21 protein-coding genes are annotated in these 21153 nt (G+C 66.1%); 15 read left to right on the top strand and 6 right to left on the bottom strand.

Annotated features, from left to right (window positions below):
- Positions 1–101 precede the first annotated feature (101 nt).
- Positions 102–2399 (top strand): beta-glucosidase BglX, encoded by a 2298-nt coding sequence (bglX, locus tag MJ122_RS28135; RefSeq protein WP_239747033.1) that lies wholly within the window; start codon positions 102–104, stop codon positions 2397–2399.
- A gap of 59 nt (positions 2400–2458) precedes the next feature.
- Here bglX and MJ122_RS28130 read toward each other — a convergent pair whose 3' ends face one another.
- Complete coding sequence (locus MJ122_RS28130) at positions 2459–3238, bottom strand: hypothetical protein (protein ID WP_239746981.1); 780 nt, start codon at positions 3236–3238, stop codon at positions 2459–2461.
- A 152-nt stretch (positions 3239–3390) separates the two neighbouring features.
- Here MJ122_RS28130 and MJ122_RS28125 point away from each other — a divergent pair, with 152 nt between their 5' ends.
- Positions 3391–3573: a DUF1289 domain-containing protein gene (locus tag MJ122_RS28125; protein ID WP_088418061.1), complete on the top strand. Its 183-nt coding sequence runs from the start codon at positions 3391–3393 to the stop codon at positions 3571–3573.
- 110 nt (positions 3574–3683) lie between these two features.
- Here MJ122_RS28125 and gap read toward each other — a convergent pair whose 3' ends face one another.
- Positions 3684–4685 (bottom strand): type I glyceraldehyde-3-phosphate dehydrogenase, encoded by a 1002-nt coding sequence (gene gap, locus MJ122_RS28120; RefSeq protein ID WP_239746980.1) that lies wholly within the window; start codon positions 4683–4685, stop codon positions 3684–3686.
- Positions 4686–4813: 128 nt separating this feature from the next.
- Here gap and edd point away from each other — a divergent pair, with 128 nt between their 5' ends.
- The 11 genes from edd (at position 4814) to MJ122_RS28065 (ending at position 17863) form a co-directional block, all read left to right on the top strand.
- A complete protein-coding gene (edd, locus tag MJ122_RS28115) occupies positions 4814–6640 on the top strand; it encodes a phosphogluconate dehydratase (protein ID WP_239746979.1) in 1827 nt (608 codons plus the stop codon).
- Positions 6641–6761: 121 nt separating this feature from the next.
- Positions 6762–7760 (top strand): glucokinase, encoded by a 999-nt coding sequence (locus MJ122_RS28110; protein ID WP_088418064.1) that lies wholly within the window; start codon positions 6762–6764, stop codon positions 7758–7760.
- A gap of 43 nt (positions 7761–7803) precedes the next feature.
- Positions 7804–8538, top strand: coding sequence for a response regulator (locus MJ122_RS28105; RefSeq protein ID WP_088418065.1), 735 nt, complete (start codon positions 7804–7806; stop codon positions 8536–8538).
- A 19-nt stretch (positions 8539–8557) separates the two neighbouring features.
- Positions 8558–9979, top strand: a complete 1422-nt coding sequence (locus MJ122_RS28100; RefSeq protein WP_239747032.1) for an ATP-binding protein — start codon at positions 8558–8560, stop codon at positions 9977–9979.
- Positions 9980–10242: 263 nt separating this feature from the next.
- Positions 10243–10608: an endonuclease domain-containing protein gene (locus MJ122_RS28095; RefSeq protein ID WP_088418066.1), complete on the top strand. Its 366-nt coding sequence runs from the start codon at positions 10243–10245 to the stop codon at positions 10606–10608.
- Between the two features lie 357 nt (positions 10609–10965).
- The gene (locus MJ122_RS28090; protein WP_239746978.1) at positions 10966–12228 is read left to right on the top strand and encodes an ABC transporter substrate-binding protein; all 1263 of its coding nucleotides are present in this window, start codon (positions 10966–10968) and stop codon (positions 12226–12228) included.
- 100 nt (positions 12229–12328) lie between these two features.
- Complete coding sequence (locus MJ122_RS28085) at positions 12329–13255, top strand: sugar ABC transporter permease (protein ID WP_088418068.1); 927 nt, start codon at positions 12329–12331, stop codon at positions 13253–13255.
- Positions 13248–14093: a carbohydrate ABC transporter permease gene (locus MJ122_RS28080; protein WP_088418070.1), complete on the top strand. Its 846-nt coding sequence runs from the start codon at positions 13248–13250 to the stop codon at positions 14091–14093. Before MJ122_RS28085 ends, MJ122_RS28080 begins: the two co-directional genes overlap by 8 nt.
- Before the next feature lie 11 nt (positions 14094–14104).
- The gene (locus MJ122_RS28075; RefSeq protein ID WP_239746977.1) at positions 14105–15265 is read left to right on the top strand and encodes an ABC transporter ATP-binding protein; all 1161 of its coding nucleotides are present in this window, start codon (positions 14105–14107) and stop codon (positions 15263–15265) included.
- A gap of 71 nt (positions 15266–15336) precedes the next feature.
- The gene (locus MJ122_RS28070) at positions 15337–16695 is read left to right on the top strand and encodes a carbohydrate porin (RefSeq protein WP_088418074.1); all 1359 of its coding nucleotides are present in this window, start codon (positions 15337–15339) and stop codon (positions 16693–16695) included.
- Between the two features lie 331 nt (positions 16696–17026).
- Complete coding sequence (locus tag MJ122_RS28065; RefSeq protein WP_017516670.1) at positions 17027–17863, top strand: D-hexose-6-phosphate mutarotase; 837 nt, start codon at positions 17027–17029, stop codon at positions 17861–17863.
- Positions 17864–18029: 166 nt separating this feature from the next.
- Here the strand turns inward: MJ122_RS28065 and MJ122_RS30125 are convergent, their stop codons facing one another.
- The 3 genes from MJ122_RS30125 to MJ122_RS28055 form a co-directional block, all read right to left on the bottom strand.
- Positions 18030–18158: a hypothetical protein gene (locus tag MJ122_RS30125; protein ID WP_017516671.1), complete on the bottom strand. Its 129-nt coding sequence runs from the start codon at positions 18156–18158 to the stop codon at positions 18030–18032.
- A gap of 74 nt (positions 18159–18232) precedes the next feature.
- Positions 18233–18421 carry a hypothetical protein gene (locus MJ122_RS28060; protein WP_239746976.1) on the bottom strand — a complete coding sequence of 63 codons (189 nt, stop codon included), beginning with the start codon at positions 18419–18421 and terminating at the stop codon, positions 18233–18235.
- A 20-nt stretch (positions 18422–18441) separates the two neighbouring features.
- Entirely contained in the window at positions 18442–18879 is a 438-nt protein-coding gene (locus MJ122_RS28055; RefSeq protein WP_239746975.1) for a hypothetical protein, read from the bottom strand.
- Positions 18880–19096: 217 nt separating this feature from the next.
- Between MJ122_RS28055 and MJ122_RS28050 the strand changes: the two genes are divergently transcribed.
- Together MJ122_RS28050 and MJ122_RS28045 are read left to right on the top strand one after the other, a co-directional pair.
- On the top strand, positions 19097–19531 hold the full coding sequence (locus MJ122_RS28050) for a PGDYG domain-containing protein (protein ID WP_239746974.1): 435 nt from the start codon (positions 19097–19099) through the stop codon (positions 19529–19531).
- Positions 19532–19685: 154 nt separating this feature from the next.
- Positions 19686–20597 (top strand): YihY/virulence factor BrkB family protein, encoded by a 912-nt coding sequence (locus MJ122_RS28045; protein WP_088418082.1) that lies wholly within the window; start codon positions 19686–19688, stop codon positions 20595–20597.
- Here the strand turns inward: MJ122_RS28045 and MJ122_RS28040 are convergent.
- Positions 20594–21145, bottom strand: a complete 552-nt coding sequence (locus MJ122_RS28040) for a hypothetical protein (RefSeq protein ID WP_017516676.1) — start codon at positions 21143–21145, stop codon at positions 20594–20596. The two genes, MJ122_RS28045 and MJ122_RS28040, sit on opposite strands and share 4 nt — an antisense overlap.
- Positions 21146–21153 lie beyond the last annotated feature (8 nt).

Raw genomic sequence — 21153 nt, 5'->3', positions numbered from 1 at the left:
ATGCCGCCCGAACAACCGCCCTGACGACGCCTCTTAACCACATTCCACAGTGAGCTGGCGCCTCGCGCAGGCTGCTGAGTACCCATATGAAAAGAACTCCAATCAGCCGTATCTGCTGGCTCGGCCTCCTGCTGGGCCTGAGCAGCGCTTCGCTTTCCGCCGCCCAGGCGCCCGCCGCCGCACCTGCCGTGCCGCTGGCCGGGCAGTCGAAGGACGCCTTCATCGACAGCCTGATGCAGCGCATGACGCTGGAAGAGAAGATCGGCCAGCTGCGCCTGGTCAGCGTCGGACCGGACCATCCCAAGCCGGTTTTGCTGAAGGAAATTGCCGAAGGAACCACCGGCGCGGTGTTCAACACCGTCGTCCGCCCGGGCATCCGCGACCTGCAGGATGCGGCCATGAAGAGCCGGCTGAAGATTCCGCTGTTCTTCGCCTATGACGTGGTCCACGGCCATCGCACCGTGTTCCCCATCGGCCTGGGCCTGGCGGCGAGCTGGGACCTGGCGGCCATCGAGCGCAGCGCGCGCGTCTCGGCCATCGAAGCCAGCGCCGATGGCCTCAACCTGACCTATTCGCCCACCGTCGACATCGCCCGCGATCCGCGCTGGGGCCGTGTTTCGGAAGGCTTCGGCGAAGACGCCTGGCTGACCAGCAAGGTCGCCGCCGCGGTGGTCAAGGGCTACCAGGGCAAGGGGCTGAACCAGCCGGAAACCATCATGGCCGGGGTCAAGCACTTCGCCCTGTACGGCGCCGGCGAAGGCGGCCGCGACTACAACACCGTGGACATGAGCCCGCAGCGCATGTTCCAGGACTACCTGCCGCCTTACCGCGCGGCCATCGACGCCGGCGCCGGCGCGGTGATGGTCTCGCTGAACAGCATCAACGGCGTGCCGGCCACCGCCAACAAGTGGCTGCTGCAGGACCTGCTGCGCGGCCAGTGGGGCTACAAGGGCCTGACCCTGAGCGACCACGGCGCGGTGCTGGAGCTGATCAAGCACGGCGTGGCCGCCACCGAGCGCGACGCCACCCAGGCGGCGATCAACGCCGGGGTCGAGATGAACATGAACGACGACCTCTACGGCAAGCACATGCCCGAGCTGCTCAAGGCCGGCCTGATCAGCCAGGACGAGATCGACCGTGCCTGTCGCGACGTGCTCGCCGCCAAGTGGGACATGGGCCTGTTCCAGGACCCGTACCGCTACCTGCAGGGCAAGGACCCGGTGGACACCGACGCCGAGGAGCGCCTGCACCGCGCCGACGCCCGCGAGATTGCGCGCAAGGGCATGGTCCTGCTGAAGAACGAAGGTGGCGTGCTGCCGCTCAAGCGTGACGGCGTGATCGCCCTGATCGGCCCGCTGGCCGACAGCAAGCGCGACGTGATGGGCAGCTGGTCCGCCGCCGGCAAGGCCTTCCAGGCCGTGACCGTGCTCGAAGGCATGGGCGCCGCCACCCGCGGCCACGCCGCGCTGCTCTATGCCAAGGGCGCCAACGTCACCGACGATCCCGAGATCGTCAAATACCTCAACGAGTACAGCGAAGACGTCAAGGTCGACCCGCGCAGCCCGCAAGCCATGATCGAGGAAGCCGTCGAGAAGGCGAAGCAGGCCGACGTGGTGGTGGCCGTGGTCGGTGAATCCCAGGGCATGGCCCACGAGGCGTCGAGCAAGACCAACCTGCACATCGCGCAGAGCCAGGTCGAGCTGCTCAAGGCCCTCAAGGCGACCGGCAAGCCCCTGGTGCTGGTGCTGATGAACGGCCGGCCGATGGACCTGCGCTGGGAAAGCGCCAACGCCGACGCCGTGCTGGAAACCTGGTTCAGCGGCACCGAAGGCGGCAACGCCATCGCCGACGTACTGTTCGGCGACTACAACCCCTCGGGCAAGCTGACCATGACCTTCCCGCGCTCGGTGGGCCAGGTGCCGATCTACTACAACCACCTGAACACCGGCCGCCCGTTCGACCACGAGCACCCGAACAAGTACACCTCGCGCTACTTCGACTCGCAGAATGGCCCGCTGTACCCCTTCGGCTACGGCCTGAGCTACACCGAGTTCAGCGTCTCGGAGGTGAAACTGTCGGGCAGCAAGCTGAAGAAGGGTGACCAGCTGACCGCCAGCGTGACCGTGAAGAACACCGGCAAGCTCGCCGGCGAGACCACCGTGCAGCTCTACCTGCGCGACGTCGCCGCGTCCATCAGCCGCCCGGTCAAGGAGCTCAAGGGTTTCGAGAAGATCATGCTCAAGCCGGGCGAATCGAAGGTCGTGCAGTTCCCGATCCGCGAGGAAGACCTGCGCTTCTACGACAGCCAGCTGCGCTATGCCTCGGAGCCGGGCGAGTTCAAGGTCTACGTCGGCCTGGATTCGGACAACGTGAAGGAGCAGAGCTTCACGCTGCTCTAAGTGCTACCGACGGGTGCAACAGAAAACGCCACGGCTGATCCAGCCGTGGCGTTTTGCTTTCAGGCGGTTTTGGCTGTCCTGCGGGAGCGAAGCCCGATCAGCCAGCGCACTGCGGCTTGTACCAGCACGGCAAGCAGCGCCGCCTCGGCAAAGCTGGGCAGGGTGTCGTTGTCCGGCAGGCGCAGCGCCAGCCACAGGCAGAAGGCCGCGAAGGCCGGTCGCCCGCTGACCATGCCGCGCAGCAGGGCGATGACGAAGCCTGCGCCGTGCAGCCGCTGCGACGACACGCAGAGCACGATGGAGAGCAGCGGGAACACGGCCAGCAGGCCGCTCCAACTCGGCCCGGCCCAGCCGGCGAGGGCGGTGACGGCCAGGGTGAGCAGCGCGCCGGCGAGCATGCGCAGGCCCAGCTCCAAGCGGCCCAGTGCGGTGACGCTGGCCGGCAGTTCGGCGCGGGGCATGAACAGCTGGCTGGTCAGCGTACCCAGGGCTGCGGCGGCCAGTGCCCAGATGGGAAAGGCAGGCAGTTGCGCCAGCCCCCAGGCAGCGACCAGCCAAGCCAGCATTGCGCCGCTCAGGGCCAGCGGCCAGGCATGTCGTCGGCACAGCCAGGCATAGGCGAAGTTGAACGCTTCCGAAGCGAAGATCGCCGCCAGCGCCAGCACTGCGGCCTGGGCGCCGAACGCATGGCCGTGCGCCACGGTGATCAGGTAGAGGATCGGCCCCGCGATGGCGGGCAGGGCGGCGAGACAGCCGGCAACGGTCGGCCCCCACCAGCGCCCGGAGAGGGAGACCAGCAGCAGGAACAGCGGAACCAGGGTGAGCTTGAGGGCGAGCATGGGCGCAGTCGGAAAGCGTGGAGGGCGGATTCTAGCGCTTCGATTGCCTGGGTCGATGGCACCGATGGGGAAATCGAGTTGGACCTTGGCGCCGCGCGGGTGTCCATTGTCCAGGCCCACTGACGTTCATCCACCCCGTCGAGAGGAAGTCCGTGAAGAGTCCGTGCATCAAGATTTGCGAGTTCGAAGAGGGCATCTGCCTGGGCTGTGGCCGCAGCCGCGAGGAAATCAAGGCGTGGAAGCGCGTCGATCACCTGGGCCAGGAGGCGATCCGGGCCGAGGCGGACATGCGCCTGCTGGTGCTGGAGGCGCAGGGCAAAAGGCTTTATCGCTGAGCGGCGTTCGGCGTGGCGGCTGTTCGCGAGCAAGCTCGCTCCTACGAAGAGCTAGCGCTCCGCCCCCTGTAGGAGCGACCTTGCTCGCGAACCCCGACAGCAGCGGAGTTTCAGCCCCGCGCAGCCATCGCCCGCGCCGTATCCAGCATGCGGTTGGAGAACCCCCACTCGTTGTCGTACCAGGCCATCACCTTCACCAGCCGGCCGTTCACCCGCGTGTGGCTGGCATCGAAGATCGCCGAGCGCGGGTCATGGTTGAAGTCCACCGACACCAGCGGCTGGCGGTTGAAGCCGAGGATCGCCGAGGTCTCGCCGACGCGTTCCATCAGTTCGTTGATCTCCTGCGCGCTGGTGTCGCGGGCGACCTGCACCGTGAGGTCCACCAGCGAGACGTTGATCACCGGTACTCGAACCGCCAGGCCTGTGAGCTTGCCCGCCAGCTCCGGCAGCACCAAACCCACGGCCTCGGCGGCGCCGGTCCTGGTCGGGATCATCGAATGGGTGGCCGAGCGGGCGCGGTACGGGTCGCTGTGGTAGACATCGGAGAGGTTCTGGTCGTTGGTATAGGCGTGGATGGTGGTCATCAGCCCGTGCTCGATGCCCAGTTCGCGGTGCAGCACCTGGGCCACCGGTGCCAGGCAGTTGGTCGTGCAGGAGGCGTTGGAGACGATGCGGTGCTCCGCGCGCAGGACGCCTTCGTTTACGCCGAACACCACCGTGGCGTCGACGTCCTGGCCGGGAGCGGAGATCAGCACCTGGCGCGCTCCGGCCTGCAGGTGCGCCGCGGCCTTGTCGCGGGAGGTGAAGAGGCCGGTGCACTCCAGCACGATATCCACCCCCAGCGCCTTCCACGGCAACTCGGCCGGGTTGCGGATGGCCGTGACGGCGATGCGGTCGCCCTCTACCCTGAGGCTTTCGGCGTCATGCTCGACTTGGCCGGCAAAACGCCCGTGCACGCTGTCGTACTGGAACAGGTGGGCGTTGATCGCGGAGTCGCCCAGGTCATTGATCGCCACCACTTGCAGGTGCTGGCGATAGGGGCCCGAATAAAGCGCGCGGAGGATGTTCCGACCGATGCGGCCAAATCCGTTGATTGCCAGGCGTATAGTCATGGAGGTCGTCTCTTTTCTTTTGTTGTGGTAAAAACCATTAAATTTCGCCATCGATGAAAAGTAAATGCTTAGTAATCGATGATTATGTTGTAAAAACAACAACCGATAGTCTGTAGGAGAATGCTGCCATGCACCCTCGTGTGCTTGAAGTCACCCAGCGCATCCAGGCCCGCAGCGCGGCCACGCGCCAGCGCTACCTCGACCTGGTCAAGGCAGCCGCCACCAAGGGCCCGCACCGCGGCACGCTGCCCTGCGGCAACCTCGCCCACGGCGTCGCGGCTTGTGGCGATTCCGACAAACAGGCGCTGCGGCTGATGAACCAGGCCAACGTCGCCATCGTCTCCGCTTACAACGACATGCTCTCCGCGCACCAGCCGCTGGAGCGCTTCCCGGAGCTGATCAAGGACGCCCTGCGGCAGATCGGCTCGGTCGGTCAGTTCGCTGGCGGCGTGCCGGCCATGTGTGACGGCGTGACCCAGGGCGAGCCGGGGATGGAGCTGTCCCTGGCCAGCCGCGACGTGATCGCCATGGGCACCGCCATCGCCCTGTCGCACAACATGTTCGATGCCGCGCTGTGCCTGGGCGTGTGCGACAAGATCGTCCCCGGCCTGCTGATCGGTTCATTGCGCTTCGGCCACCTGCCGGTGGTGTTCGTGCCCGCCGGCCCGATGCCCACCGGCATCTCCAACAAGGAGAAGGCCGCGGTGCGCCAGCTGTTCGCCGAAGGCAAGGCCACCCGCGAGGAGCTGCTGGCCTCGGAAATGGCCTCCTATCACGCGCCGGGCACCTGCACCTTCTATGGCACCGCCAACACCAACCAGCTGCTGGTGGAGGTGATGGGCCTGCACCTGCCGGGCGCCTCCTTCGTCAACCCGAACACCCCGCTGCGCGACGAGCTGACCCGCGAAGCCGCCCGCCAGGCCGCACGCCTGACCCCGGAGAACGGCCAGTTCGTGCCCATGGCGGAGATCGTCGACGAGAAGGCCATGGTCAACTCGGTGGTGGCGCTGCTGGCCACCGGCGGCTCGACCAACCACACCCTGCACCTGCTAGCCATCGCCCAGGCCGCCGGCATCCAGCTGACCTGGCAGGACATGGCGGACCTCTCCGAGGTGGTGCCGACCCTGGCGCGCATCTATCCCAACGGCCAGGCCGACATCAACCACTTCCAGGCGGCAGGCGGCATGTCCTTCCTGATCCGCCAGCTGCTCGATGGCGGCCTGCTGCATGAAGACGTGCAGACCGTGATGGGCAAGGGGCTGCGTCGCTACCTGCAGGAGCCTTTCCTCGACGGCGGCAAGCTGGTCTGGCGCGAAGGCCCGGCGGCGAGCCTGGACGAGAACATCCTGCGCCCCATCGACAAGCCGTTCTCGGCCGAAGGCGGCCTGCGCCTGATGGAAGGCAACCTCGGTCGCGGGGTGATGAAGGTGTCCGCCGTGGCGCTTGAGCACCAGATCGTCGAAGCCCCGGTGCGCATTTTCCACGATCAGGCCAGCCTGGCCGCCGCCTTCAAGGCCGGCGAGCTGGAGCGCGACCTGGTCGCCGTGGTGCGCTTCCAGGGCCCGCGCGCTAACGGCATGCCGGAACTGCACAAGCTCACGCCGTTCCTTGGCGTGCTGCAGGACCGTGGCTTCAAGGTGGCGCTGGTCACCGACGGGCGCATGTCCGGCGCTTCCGGCAAGGTCCCGGCGGCCATCCATGTCTCCCCGGAAGCCCTCAACGGGGGGCCGCTGGCCAAGCTGCGCGATGGCGACATCGTGCGCGTCGATGGCACCACCGGCGAGCTGCGCGTGCTGGTGGATGCGGCGCAGTGGGAAGCCCGCCCGCTGGTGGAAACCCCGGTCATCGATAACCTTGGCATGGGCCGCGAGCTGTTCGCCTTCATGCGCAACGCCTTCAGTCCGGCGGAGCAGGGCGCCTGCAGCTTCACGGCGGAGCTGAACGGTCCGAGCTGACCCGTCCGACGTCCTGTGTGACGGACTGCCTGTCCGTTGCACGGGGCGTTCCCGGCGCTGTCCTATGCTGGCATGATCCCGCGCCGCAACCTTCAATCCCACTTCCAGGCCCGAGCCCGCAATGAACTCCAATAATGCTCAGTCCTCTTCCAACGGTTTCGCCCTGGTGGGCGATATCGGCGGCACCAACGCCCGCTTCGCCCTGTGGCGCGGTGAAGTCCTCGAATCCATCCAGGTCCTGGCCTGCGCCGATTATCCGCGCCCGGAAGACGCCGTACGCGACTACCTGCAGCGCGTCGGCCAGCCGCTGTCGGCGATCGACAACGTCTGCCTGGCCTGCGCAGGTCCCGTTGGCGCTGGCGACTTCAAGTTCACCAACAATCATTGGGTGATCCAGCGCGACGCCTTCCGCGCCGAGCTGGGCCTGAGCCATCTGCTGCTGGTCAACGACTTCAGCACCATGGCCTGGGCGGCCTCGCGGCTGTCGGAAGAACACCTGGTGCAGGTGCGTCCGGGCAAGGCCCTGGAAGGCCGCGCCAAACTGATCATCGGCCCGGGCACCGGCCTGGGCGTCGGCAGCCTGATGCCATTGCCGGGTGGCGGCTGGGAAGTGCTGCCCTGCGAAGGCGGCCACGTCGACCTGCCGGTGACCTGCGAGCGAGATTTCGCCCTCTGGCAACTGCTGCGCGAGAAATACGGCCACGTCTCGGCAGAGCGCGTGCTCTCCGGCAGCGGCCTGGAAAATCTCTACCGCATGAGCTGCCAGCTCGATGGTGTGGAGCCCAAATGCGCCACCGCCGCCGAGATCGGCGAGCGCGCCATGGCCGGCGACGCCTACGCCGACGCAGTGCTGGAACACTTCTTCGTCTGGCTGGCGCGGGTCGCCGGGAACGCCGTGCTGACGGTCGGTGCGCTGGGGGGCGTGTACATCACCGGCGGCATCGTTCCGCGCTTCCTCGAACGCTTCCAGCGCAGCGGTTTTGCCGAGGCCTTCCGCACCCGTGGCAAGACCAGCGGGCCCTACCTCGACCCGGTGCCGGTGTGGGTCATGACGGCGGAGCATCCCGGTCTGTTCGGCGCCGGTGTCGCCCTGGAACAGGCCCTTCGCAACGAAGGTTGATTCAGCGCTTTATCCATTAGAACAACAAGAAAGGACGCCCGAAGTGAACCAGCCTGCCAAATCCATCCTGCTGGTGGACGACGACCAGGAAATCCGCGAGCTGCTGGAAACCTACCTCAGCCGCGCCGGCTTCCAGGTGCGCAGCGTGGCCGACGGCGAGAGCTTCCGCCGCGCGCTGTGCGACGAGGACGCCGCCCTGGCGATCCTCGACGTGATGCTGCCCGACGAGGATGGCTTCAGCCTGTGCCGCTGGATTCGCTCGCACCAGCGGCATGCCTGCATGCCGGTGATCATGCTCACCGCCAGCTCCGACGAGGCCGACCGCGTGGTGGGCCTGGAGCTGGGCGCCGACGATTACCTCGGCAAGCCCTTCAGCCCCCGTGAGCTGCTGGCGCGGATCAAGGCGCTGCTGCGCCGCGCGCAGTTCACCCAGGTGCGCGGCGGCGAGGTGCTGGCCTTCGACGACTGGCGGCTGGATACCATCAGCCACCGGCTGTTCCACGAGGACGGCGAGGAGCATTTCCTCAGCGGCGCCGACTTCGCCCTGCTCAAGCTGTTCCTCGACAACCCCCGGCAGATCCTTGACCGCGACACCATCGCCAGCGCCACCCGCGGCCGCGAGGTGATGCCGCTGGAGCGCATCGTCGACATGGCCGTGTCGCGTCTGCGCCAACGCCTGCGTGACACCGACAAACCGGCACGGCTGATCCAGACCGTGCGCGGCAGCGGCTACCTGCTGGCCGCCCAGGTTCGCCCGCACCTCGCCGGCCATGAGTGAGCGCCGCCGCTGGTCCCTGGTGCCGCGCTCGCTGCTCGGCCGCATGCTGCTGCTCACCCTGCTGGCGGTGCTGATCGCCCAGGGCCTGTCGAGCCTGTTCTGGATTTCCCACCTGCGCAGCAGCCAGCGCGACGGCCTGCTCACCAGCTCGCGCAGCCTGGCCTACTCCATGGCCGCCAGCGTCAGCTATTTCCGCTCGCTGCCCATCGGCTACCGCCCGCTGGTACTCGACCAGTTGCGCAGTATGGGCGGCACGCGCTTCTTCGTCTCGCTCAACGAACGCCCGCTGGACATGCGCGCGCTGCCGGACACCTCCAACAAGCAGGCGGTGATGGATATCGTGCAGGACGTGCTGCGGCAGAAGCTGGGCAAGGATGTCGAGTTGCAGGTGGAGTTCGTCAGCCCGGACGACCTGCGGCTGTTCAACGGCGAGCTGAAGCTGGAGGAGCTGCCGCGCTCGTGGGCGCACTACGCGCTGACCCTGGAGCCGGTGAACCCGCCGGTGCTGGTCACGCAGATCCGCATCGGCGAGAGCGAGTGGCTGTACATCGCCAGCCTGATGCCGGCGCCCTACGTCACTCTGGAGCCCGAAGGCCTGCCGCCGCAGCAGGTCATCTCCATCGCCTTCACCAGCCTGCTGTTGCTGCTGTTCACCGGCCTGCTGGTGCACTGGCAGAGCCGCCCGCTCAAACGCCTGGCCCGCGCCGCCCGCGACATCGCCCTGGGCGGCCAGGACCAGCCGCTGGAAGAGAGCGGAGCGAGCGAACTGGTGGAGGTCTCCCGCGCCTTCAACACCATGCGCGAGCGCATCGACCGCTACGTCAACGAACGCGCCCAGCTGTTCAGCGGCATCTCCCACGACCTGCGCACGCCGATCACCCGCCTGCGCCTGCGGGTCGAATTGCTGGAAGACGAGCAGGCCCGCGACAAGTTCAGCCACGACCTCGACGAACTGGAACTGCTGGTGAAGGGCGCGCTGCAATGCGTGAAGGACACCGACATCCACGAGAACGTCGAGCCGGTAGACCTCAACCAGCTGCTGCAGTACGTCGCCGGCCCCTACATCGCCGACGGCCGCGTCGAGGTGCTGGGCGCGGCGCTGGAGCCCTATCCGGGCAAGCCGCTGGCGCTCAAGCGCTGCATCGGCAACCTGCTGGACAACGCCCTGAAATACGGCGGCCGCGCCCAGCTGAGCATCGAGGATGATGCCGATGCCGTGGTGCTGCACGTCGACGACCAAGGCCCCGGCGTGCCGGAACAACGCCTGGAGAAGGTCTTCGAGCCGCGCTTCCGGTTGTCCGAGCGGGGCCAGGGCTATGGCCTGGGCTTGGGCATTGCACGCAATATTGCGCATACCCATGGCGGGGAAGTGACTCTGCAGAATCGCCGCGAGGGTGGGTTGCGGGTGACCTTGCGCTTGCCGCGGTTGGAGGTGGAGTAGGGGCTCGGAGAGTACCGGTTGGTTCCGAGTCCATTGAAGCCGCTGCCCTCTCCCTAACCCTGGCTACGCGCCCCGCTCCGAAGGGAGAGGGGATTGTTCGGAGTGAGCGGTGCCATCGGAGTCCTCCTCAAGCAGCAGCTTGAAAGTGCGCAAGAACCTACAGACAGCTCGGAAAGCTCCCTCTCCCTTCACGGATAGGGCTGGGGAGAGGGCGGTGGGCCGAGGCACTAGCCTCCAGACGTACTCCCGCTGGAGCTCCGACAATGTCGTCCCACCTCACCCGATTCTCCAAACAACTCCGCACAGACCAGACCGAAGCCGAACGCGCCCTCTGGCACCAGCTGCGCGCTCACCGCTTCCTCGGCCTCAAGTTCCGCCGGCAGAAAATCATCGGCCCCTACATCATCGATTTCATCTGTCACGAACGGATGTTGATCATCGAGCTGGATGGCGGGCAGCATCTGGATTCTGATGCGGATCAGGAGCGTGACGCATGGCTCAGGAACAAAGGTTTCACGGTGCTGCGTTTCTGGAATCATGATGTGCTGTTGAGGTTGGGGGCGGTGTTGGAGGCGATAAGCCTGGCGCTCGACGCTGGCTCCGCTCCCTCTCCCCAACCCTCTCCCTGAAGGGAGAGGGGGCTGTCCTCTGCCGTGCCGGGTGCGCCGTGCTCCTGATGCTGTCGCAGCTTTCAGATATTGGGGAGGAGACCGGCTGAAGCCGGAGTTTCGCTTCACGCCGACCGGCTCCCTCTCCCTTCAGGGAGAGGGCAGGGGAGAGGGCGGTGGGCCAAGACTCGGTGCTCCCTGAACCTCCCACAGCAGCCCCAAAATGTGCCCGACGCTACACCCACCAAAGAACCCCAAATGTCACCACCTCGTGACAATCAAAGATCGCTTCGTTACCCGGAGACCGGAATGCCTTGGATAGACTCGGACCATCGCAAGCGCAGACTTGCCTCCAATAACAAGAACAAGGTGCTCCCCATGAATGCGATCCGTCGCCTGTCGGCCGCCATCTGTCTGTCCTCTTTCTGTCTCTCCCCAATGCTTGCCCACGCCGGTGAAGTCGAAGTGCTGCACTGGTGGACGTCCCCCGGCGAGAAGCGCGCTGCCGAAACCCTGAAGAAACTCGTCGAAGCCAAGGGCCACACCTGGAAGGACTTCGCCGTTGCCGGTGGCGGTGGCGAAGCGGCCATGACCGTGCTGAAGACCCGCGCCGTCTCCGGCAACCCACCGGCCGCCGCGCAGATCAAGGGGCCGGACATCCAGGAGTGGGGTGAACTCGGCCTGCTCGCCGACCTCAACGATGTCGCTGCCGAAGGCAAGTGGGACCAACTGCTGCCGCCGCAGGTGGCGCAGATCATGAAGTACAAGGGCGACTACGTTGCCGTGCCGGTCAACGTGCATCGTGTCAACTGGCTGTACATCAATCCGGAAGTCTTCAAGAAGGCCGGCGCCACGCCGCCAACCACCCTTGACGAACTCTTCGCCGCCGCCGACAAGCTCAAGGCCGCCGGCTTCACGCCGCTGGCCCATGGCAGCCAGCCCTGGCAGGACGGCACCCTGTTCGAGAACCTGGTGCTGAGCAAGATGGGCCCGGAAGGCTACCGCAAGGCCTTCGTCGAGCTGGACAAGGAAACCCTCACCGGCGCGCAGATGGCCGATGTCTTCGCCGCGCTGAAGAAGCTGCACGGCTACGTCGACGCGGACGCCGCCGGCCGCGAGTGGAACGTTGCCACCGGCATGGTCATCAACGGCAAGGCCGGCATGCAGATCATGGGTGACTGGGCCAAGAGCGAGTTCACCGCCGCCGGCAAGGTGGCGGGCAAGGACTACCAGTGCCTGCCGTTCCCCGGTACGCAGAAGGCCTTTGACTACAACATCGACTCCCTGGTGATGTTCAAGCTGAGCAACGAGGAAAACCGCAAGGCCCAGGAAGACCTGGCCCGCGCGGTGCTCGACCCGTCCTTCCAGAAGGACTTCAGCCTGAACAAGGGCTCCATCCCGGTGCGCCTGGACGTCGACATGACGCCCTTCGACAGCTGCGCCCAGCAGTCGATGAAGGACTTCAAGGCCGCCTCCGCCAGCAACAACCTGGTGCCGAGCATGGCCCACAGCATGGCCGCCTCCAGCTACGTGCAGGGCGCGATCTTCGACGTGGTCACCAACTTCTTCAACGACCCCGCCGCCGATCCGCAGAAGGCCGCGCAGCAACTGGGCGCCGCCATCCAGGCCGCTGCGCAGTAAGGCGCAAGCCGGCCCCTTGGCGGGCCGGCCTTTCTTCCAACCGAACGACTCCGGGCCGCGACGGCAGCCCGGGCGGGTTCACTCATCCTCGAGAAGGCAGATGGCGACCCAATCTCCGACTTTCACTCCCGCCGCCAGCCCGCGTGCTTCGCTGCTCGACGGCCTGCAGGCCTGGCTGCCCAAGCTGGTGCTGGCCCCGAGCATGCTCGTGGTGCTGGTCTGCGTATACGGCTACATCGGTTGGACGCTGCTGCTGTCCTTCACCAACTCGCGCTTCATGCCGGCCTACAGCTGGGCCGGGCTGACCCAGTACTTGCGCCTGTGGGACAACGACCGCTGGTGGGTGGCGAGCAAGAACCTGCTGCTGTTCGGCGGCCTGTTCATCGGCATCTGCCTCGCGCTCGGGGTGTTCCTCGCCGTGCTGCTGGACCAGCGCATCCGCCGCGAAGGCTTCATCCGCACCGTCTACCTGTACCCCATGGCGCTGTCGATGATCGTCACCGGCACCGCCTGGAAGTGGCTGCTCAACCCCGGCCTGGGCCTGGACAAGCTGCTGCGCGACTGGGGCTGGAGCGGTTTCCGCTTCGACTGGCTGGTGGACCCGGAGCGGGTGGTCTACTGCCTGGTGATCGCCGCTGTGTGGCAGGCCTCGGGTTTCGTCATGGCGCTGTTCCTCGCCGGCCTGCGCGGGGTCGACCCGGCCATCGTGCGGGCCGCCCAGGTAGACGGCGCGAGCCTGCCGACCATCTACCTGCGCATCGTCCTGCCGAGCCTGCGCCCGGTGTTCTTCAGCGCGCTGATGATCCTTGCGCACATCGCCATCAAGAGCTTCGACCTGGTGGCCGCGATGACCGCCGGCGGCCCCGGTTATTCCTCCGACCTGCCGGCGATGTTCATGTACGCCCATACCTTCACCCGCGGCCAGATGGGCCTGGGCGCGGCCAGCGCGATGCTGATGCTCGGCGCCGTGCTGGCCATCGTCGTGCCTTACCTGTATTCCGAACTGCGGGGCAAGCGCCATGCATGACTCGACCCTGAAACCATCTTTCAGCCTGAGCCGCCTGGCGGTGCATGCGACCCTCTGGGGCGCCGTGGCGCTGTACGTGATCCCGCTGCTGGTGATGCTGCTGACCAGCTTCAAGACCCCGGAAGACATCCGAAACAGCAACCTGCTGGCGCTGCCGGACGTATTCACCCTGATCGGCTGGGTGAAGGCCTGGGGCGCGGTGGGCGACTACTTCTGGAACTCGGTGAAGATCACCGTGCCCGGCGTGCTGATCTCCACCTTCATCGGCGCCATGAACGGCTACGTGCTGTCGATGTGGCGCTTCCGCGGCTCGCAACTGTTCTTCGGCGCGCTGCTGTTCGGCTGCTTCCTGCCGTTCCAGGTGATCCTCCTGCCGATGTCCTTCACCCTCGGCAAGCTCGGCCTGGCCAACACCACCACCGGCCTGGTGATGGTGCACTGCATCTACGGCCTGGCGTTCACTACGCTGTTCTTCCGCAACTACTTCGTGGCGATTCCCGATGCCCTGGTGAAGGCCGCGCGGCTGGACGGCGCGGGGTTCTTCACCATCTTCCTGCGCATCCTGATGCCCATGTCCACGCCCATCGTGATGGTCTGCCTGATCTGGCAATTCACCCAGATCTGGAACGACTTCCTCTTCGGTGTGGTGTTCGCCAGCGGCGATGCCCAGCCCATTACCGTGGCGCTGAACAACCTGGTGAACATCAGCACCGGGGTGAAGGAATACAACGTCGACATGGCCGCCGCGATGATCGCCGCACTGCCCACGCTGGTGGTCTACGTACTGGCCGGCAAGTACTTCGTGCGCGGGCTTACCGCCGGCGCCGTCAAAGGTTGAGGTAAGCACCGATGTCCACCCTTGAACTGCACAACCTGCACAAGTCCTACGGCGCCGGCCTGGCGGACACCCTGAAGTCGATCAACCTGTCGATCGATTCGGGCGAGTTCCTGATCCTGGTCGGCCCCTCGGGCTGCGGCAAATCCACCCTGATGAACTGCATCGCCGGGCTGGAGAACGTCACCGGCGGCGCGATCCTGGTGGATGGCCAGGACATCAGCGGCATGAGCCCGAAGGATCGCGACATCGCCATGGTGTTCCAGTCCTATGCGCTGTACCCGACCATGAGCGTGCGCGAGAACATCGCTTTCGGCCTGAAGATCCGCAAGCTGCCCAAGGCCGATATCGATGCCGAAGTGGCGCGCGTCTCCAGGCTGCTGCAGATCGAGCACCTGCTCGAACGCAAGCCTTCGCAGCTTTCCGGCGGCCAGCAGCAGCGCGTGGCCATGGGCCGGGCGCTGGCGCGGCGGCCGAAGATCTACCTGTTCGACGAGCCGCTGTCGAACCTCGACGCCAAGCTGCGCGTGGAGATGCGCACCGAGATCAAGCTGATGCACCAGCGCCTGAAGACCACCACGGTGTACGTGACCCACGACCAGATCGAGGCCATGACCCTGGGCGACAAGGTGGCGGTGATGAAGGACGGCATCGTCCAGCAGTTCGGCACGCCGCAGCAGATCTACAACGACCCGGCGAACCTGTTCGTCGCCAGCTTCATCGGCTCGCCGCCGATGAACTTCATCCCGCTCAAGGTGCAGCAGCAGGGCGGCCGGTCGGTCGGCCTGCTGGACAGCGGCCAGGACCGTTGCGAACTACCGCTGCAACTGGATGCCGGGCTGATCGAGGGCCGCGAGCTGATCCTCGGCGTGCGCCCGGAACAGGTGCAGTTGGCCACCGATGGCGCCAACGGCCCGAGCGACCTGCGCGCCGAAGTCGAGGTGGTCGAGCCTACCGGCCCGGACACCCTGGCCTTCGTCACGCTCAACGGTGCCAAGGTCTGCTGCCGCCTCGCCCCGGACCAGGCGCCGCAGCCGGGCTCTTCGCTGCAACTGCGTTTCGATCCTTCCCGCGCTTTGCTGTTCGACGCGCAAAGCGGCGAGCGCCTGCGTGCCGAGCCCCGCGGCGACGGTGCGAACAAGGTCACGCCGCTCGCGCGCCAGAAGCATTCCTGAGCTGTATGACCGCTGCTTGAAATCCACTGCCTGAAACTACGCTAGAAACCAAGACAACGAGGACGCTGGAGATGCACAAGAACAACAAGAACCGGCCCGCCGCACGAACCCTGGGCTGCCTGCTCGCACTGGGTTGCGTGGGCAACGTCGCCCATGCCGCCGATGCCTTCTCATCCGAGTCCAGGTGGGGCCTGGGGGACTGGGGCGGCAAGCGCACCGAGCTGCTGGAGAAGGGCTACGACTTCAAGCTCGACTACGTCGGCGAGGCCGCCAGCAACCTGGGTGGCGGTTATGACCAGCACACCACGGCGCGCTACTCCGACCAGTTCGCCCTCGGCACTCACCTGGACCTGCAGAAGATCCTCGGCTGGGACGCCACCGAGTTCCAGTTGACGGTCACCGAGCGTAGCGGCCGCAACCTCTCCAACGACCGCATCAGCGACCCGCGCGCCGGGCAGTTCAGCTCCGTGCAGGAAGTCTGGGGCCGTGGCCAGACCTGGCGCCTGACGCAGATGTGGATCAAGCAGCAGTACTTCGACGGTGCGCTGGACGTGAAGGTCGGCCGCTTCGGCGAGGGCGAGGACTTCAACAGCTTCCCCTGCGACTTCCAGAACCTGGCCTTCTGCGGCTCCCAGGTGGGCAACTGGGTCGGCGGCATCTGGTACAACTGGCCGGTCAGCCAGTGGGCGGCGCGGGTGAAGTGGAACTTCAACGACCAGTGGTACGCCCAGGTCGGCGCCTACAACCAGAACCCGTCGAACCTGGAGACCGGCAACGGCTTCAAGCTCAACGGCAGCGGCACCAAGGGCACCATCCTGCCGGTGGAGCTGGTGTGGATGCCCAAGGTCGGCGCGCAGCAACTGCCCGGCGAATACCGCCTGGGCTACTACTACAGCACTGCCGAGGCCGACGACGTGTACGACGACGTCAACGGCAACCCGCAGGCGCTCACCGGCGAGCCGGCCAAGACCCACAGCGGCAAGCACGGCTGGTGGGTGGTGGCGCAGCAGCAGGTCACGGCGCACAACGGCGATGCTTCGCGCGGCCTGAGCCTGTTCGCCAACTTCACCGTGCATGACAAGGCCACCAACACCGTCGACAACTACCAGCAACTCGGTGTCATCTACAAGGGCCCGTTCGATGCGCGGCCCAAGGACGACATCGGCTTCGGCGTGGCACGCATCCACGTCAACGACGATGTGCAGGATCGCCAGCGACTGGTGAACCAGGTCAGCGGCATCGACGACTACGACAACCCGCTGTACCAGCCCATCCAGGACACCGAGTACAACGCCGAGCTGTACTACGGCGTGCATGTGACCAATTGGCTCACCGTGCGCCCGAACCTGCAGTACATCCGCCATCCGGGCGGGGTGGACGAGGTCAACAACGCCGTGGTGGCCGGCCTGAAGATCCAGTCCAGCTTCTGATTGCTCCCGGTGCGAACCTGGCCCGTCCTTGCGACGGGCTTTTTTTGCGCGTTCCCCGGTGCTTGAACGGGGCGGCTTTTCGTAGGAGCGAGCTTGCTCGCGAATGACCTGGCACCGATGTTCGTGTGGTTCGCGAGCAAGCTCGCTCCTGCAGAAGCCAGAGGCGGGCGTACCCGGAGCGGGCGAGGAACCCTTTTTCAGTGGCGCGGACGCTGCGCGTGACTAGGCTTTGCGGTTAGAATCGCGGCCTTTTCTGTAAGATGTAGTGAAACTACAGAGATCTTCACGCCCCGGAATGTCCGGGCAGGGATTGGATCAGGACATCCGGACAATGCTCGAGCATCCGCTGCAGCGCTTTTTTCATTCCATGCGGGGCAAGCGCCCCTTCGACTGGGTGCGCTTCCAGCGTCGCGACCTGCTGCTCATCGATCACCCGCAGTGCCAGGCGGTCTTCAGCCGCCAGGGCGCGCAACTGCTGCACTTCCAGCCGCGCGGCGCGCGCCCGCTGCTGTGGTGTTCCAGCCAGTGGCCGAGCCTGAGCACCGCGCCGATCCGCGGCGGCATCCCGGTCTGCTGGCCCTGGTTCGGCAGCCATCCCACCGAGGCCGACTGGCCGCAGCATGGCTGGGCCCGCCAGCGCGAGTGGCGCATGCTCGATGCCTGGGCCGACGATCAGAAAGCAGTGGTCAGCTGGCAGCTGGATATCGAGGACTGGCACGTGCGCCTGGAAGCGCGCCTGGGCCAGGACCTGGACATCGAACTCTCCAGCTACCACGAGGATGACAGCGACTGCCTCTTCAGCTTCGCCCTGCAGCCATACTGGCGCGTGGGTTCGCTGCGTCGCTCGGTGGTCCATGGCATGGAACTGGACGGCAAGGCCAGCGGCCTGCCCAATACCTGGGCGCCCCGTGGCGCGGTCAAGCAGGTGCTCTACAACACCGGTTCCCTGGTCCTGGAAGATGCCGGCTGGCAGCGCCGCCTGCGCATCGACAAGAACACCAGCGCCGGCAGCGTCATCTGGCACCCCGGCAGCCGCGCGGTGGAGCAGGTGGAGCCGGGCGAAGCGGAGCGCTTCCTGTGCATCGGCGCGGCCGGTTATCGCGCGGGCGGGCTGATCCTCGCCCAGGGTGAACGCATGCTGCTGAACCTGCGCGCCGGTCTGGTCTGACCGGCTGATTTCAACGGGTTGGCCAAGCTGTAGGAGCGAGCTTGCTCGCGAACCGCTTGATGCTGTCGTCTCCGGCGAGCTTGTTCGCGAGCAAGCTCGCTCCTACGAAAAGCAGGGAGGCGGACAGCCCCTCGGCGAGGCCATCCGCGAGACGAGGGGCGAACCCTCAGGACGGTTGCTGCGGCGTGCCCAGCAGCGACTTGCCGGTTTTCTTCTGCCGCTTGGCCATGCGTTTTTCGTGCGCGGTTTTCAGCGGCTTCTTCTTCGCTTGCTTCTTCGCGTCGAGACCTTTCATGAGCCTGTCCTCCGACGGGACGCCCTCGGGTCGAGAGCTGACTGCTTCAGCATAGTCCTGTCGCAGGCGCCTGTTCAGCCGGCGGTCTGGCGCTCCAGCTCGCGGCGCACCATGTTGGCGTAGTGCGGCGGGCTCAGCCGGTACAGCTCGCTGGCTACCCAGTGCAGCCAGCGGGCGCCGAACCGGTCGCGTTCGGCCAGCAGGCGCCGGGCTTCGGCCTCGGCGCGCTGGGCGTTCTCCTGGTGATAATCGGCACGGCTCATCGCGGGTCTTCGGTGCAGCCTCAGGACTTCGCGCAGCTCAGGGTCTGCGGATCGATGGTGATACTGGCCAGCGGTTTGGCGTCGCTGCCGGCATATTCGTGGGTAACGCTCAAGTGGTGCTCGCGGAAGCGCTGCAACAGATCGGGCTGCTGGCAGGTGGTGCCTTCAAGCTGCTTCTTCAGGCCATTCTCGAACTTGGCGCGTGCGCCCAGGTCCATGGCGTCCAGGCGCAGGTTGGAGATGGCATAGCGGTAATACAGCATCTTCTTCGCCGGGTCGAGCTGCACGCTGTTGAGGGTGGTCACCTTGTCCACCTGGCGCGGCAGGTTGGACTTGGTCACCTGGTCGAAATAATCCGCCGATTCCTTGAGGAATTTCGCCTCATCGGCAGCGTCGTCGGCGTGGACGGCCAGGCTGGTGAACAGCAGGAAGGGCAGGGCGAGACGGGCAAACGGCATGGGGAATTCCTGTACGGCTGATGGGAGTGGAGCGAAGTGCAGGCTCAGTAGCTGCGACAGCCAGGGCGAGATCGCGTTCTGCCCTGCGTGCGCGTAACAACGCACATGGTCAGTGAGTGTAGAGCACCGCCAGCCGCTGGCCGCTCGCTGCAGCACTCTTTTGCGAGTAGCCTTGCGCGCGGCCACCCACCCCCTTTCGCAGGTTTGCTTCCACACCATGATCGAACTGAACCAGGTTGACCTTCGCACCGACCCCGCCGCGCAATGCGTGGTGAAGGACGAAACCGTCACCGTCGAATTCGCTGCCGCGCCGGGTGAGCTGATGAGCCTCGAAGGCCCGAACCGCTACGCCGTCGGTGACGCGATCATCAGCGGCGCCACCGGCGAGCGCTGGGTCGTTTCCCGCGAGCGTTTCGATCCGAAATACCGGCCCGCCGACGCCGCGCTCGCTCACGGCGAACCCGGTGCCTACCGCAATATTCCCAGCCCCGTGCTGGCGCGGCGCATGGACGAAGCCTTCACCCTGCTGCGCTCGGCGGGCGGCGACCGCCTCACCGGTGCGGCCGGCGACTGGGTCATGCAGTACGCGCCTGGTGACTATGGCGTGGTCAAGGCCGAGCGCTTCGCCAAGGTCTATCGCCTGGCCGAGTGATCGCGACACCGGCCTGGCCTCCGTGGCCCGCCAGCGGCTATGGTCTGTGCTGGCGGGCGCTCTGCGCCGTGCATTTGTTGCAACTTTGCCGGCGTCGCGGGGGTCCACCCTGCAGCCGCCGGTGGGCGGGATGCTCATGGGAGGACAATGCGGGATGCGATTCATGGACATGCGCGGGCTCAGTCTGGGGCCCTGGAAACTGATCAGCCTGACGGTGAAGGAATTTCTCGACGACGAGATGCCCACCTACGCTGCCGCCCTGGCGTACCAGGGGTTGTTCTCGCTGTTTCCCTTCCTGCTGTTCCTCATCGCCCTGCTGGGCTTTCTGCACCTGCCGGAGTTCTTCGACTTCCTCCGCCAACAGGCCGACTACGTGCTGCCGGCGCAGGCGCTGGAACAGGTCAATCCGGTGATCGACCAGTTGCAGCAGCGCCAGGGCGGCCTGCTGTCCATCGGTATTGTGGTGGCGTTGTGGTCGTCCTCGGCGGCGGTGCGCTCGCTGATGATCGCGCTCAATGCTGCCTATGACGTGCGCGAGGGCCGCCCGGCCTGGAAGCGCATTCCGCTGTCGCTGTTCTACACCTTCGGCCTGGTGGCGATGCTGATGATGATCGCCGCGCTGATGATCCTCGGACCGCAGGTGATGGGCTGGATCGCCGCCAAGGTGGGCCTGGAGGACTTCGTGGTGATCCTCTGGAGCATCCTGCGCTGGCCGGTGATCGTGATGCTGATGATGATGGCAGTGGCGATCATCTATTACGTCACGCCCAACGTGCAGCAGCGCTTCCGCTTCATCACCCCCGGCTCGGTGCTTGCCGTGGTGCTGTGGATTTGCGCTTCGCTGGGCTTTGGCTACTACGTGAAGAACTTTGCCGACTACAACGCCATGTACGGCAGCGTCGGCGCCATCATCGTGCTGCTGCTGTATTTCTACATCTCATCGGCGGTGCTGTTGCTGGGCGCGGAGCTCAACGCGGTGATCGAACACCATCTGCCCCATGGCAAGGACGAAGGCGAAAAGACTTTCGACCAGGCTGAGCCGGAACCCGGGCCGGACAGGGGCTAGGGCTGTGCCGGCTGGCCGGCGACGGCGGGCGGCTCGTTGAGCAGGGCGTTGACCAGCGCGGTGGCCTTCTCGAAGGAGGGGTAGCCGCTGCGGGCGACGTCCAGGCTGCCATAGGCCGTCTGGTAGCGCTGCGCCTTGCCCGGGTCGGCCTGCTCGACCAGGAAGGGCTCGGACCAGATCTTGTAGAGCAGCGCAACGGCATAGGGCTGGCCGGCTTCGGCGGCGTTCTCCAGCAGCGGGAGCACCTCGTCCACCTGCGGGCCTTCCTTGATTTTCAGCAGCGCCATGTAGAAGCTCGCCTCGCCGCGCTCGTCCTGTTCCATGGCGCGGGCGAGCAGGGCTTCGGCCAGCTCGTAATTGGCCAGGTCGCCGCTGGCGATCAGCAGCTTCGCCTGCAGCATGTCGTTCTGGTAGAGCAGGCGCTCCTGGCGGCAGGCTTCGCCGCTCAGCGGCTCGTCGCAGGGGTTGCTGGCCTTGGTCGAGCAGCCGGCCAGCAGCAGCGGCAGGACCAGGGCGGCCAGCCGGAAAGGTGTGTGTGGCTTGCCCATGCAAGTCC

The sequence above is a fragment of the Pseudomonas sp. DP-17 genome, from assembly GCF_022380625.1.
GTDB lineage: Bacteria > Pseudomonadota > Gammaproteobacteria > Pseudomonadales > Pseudomonadaceae > Pseudomonas > Pseudomonas nitroreducens_A.
This window is presented reverse-complemented; position numbering and strand designations above follow the sequence as displayed.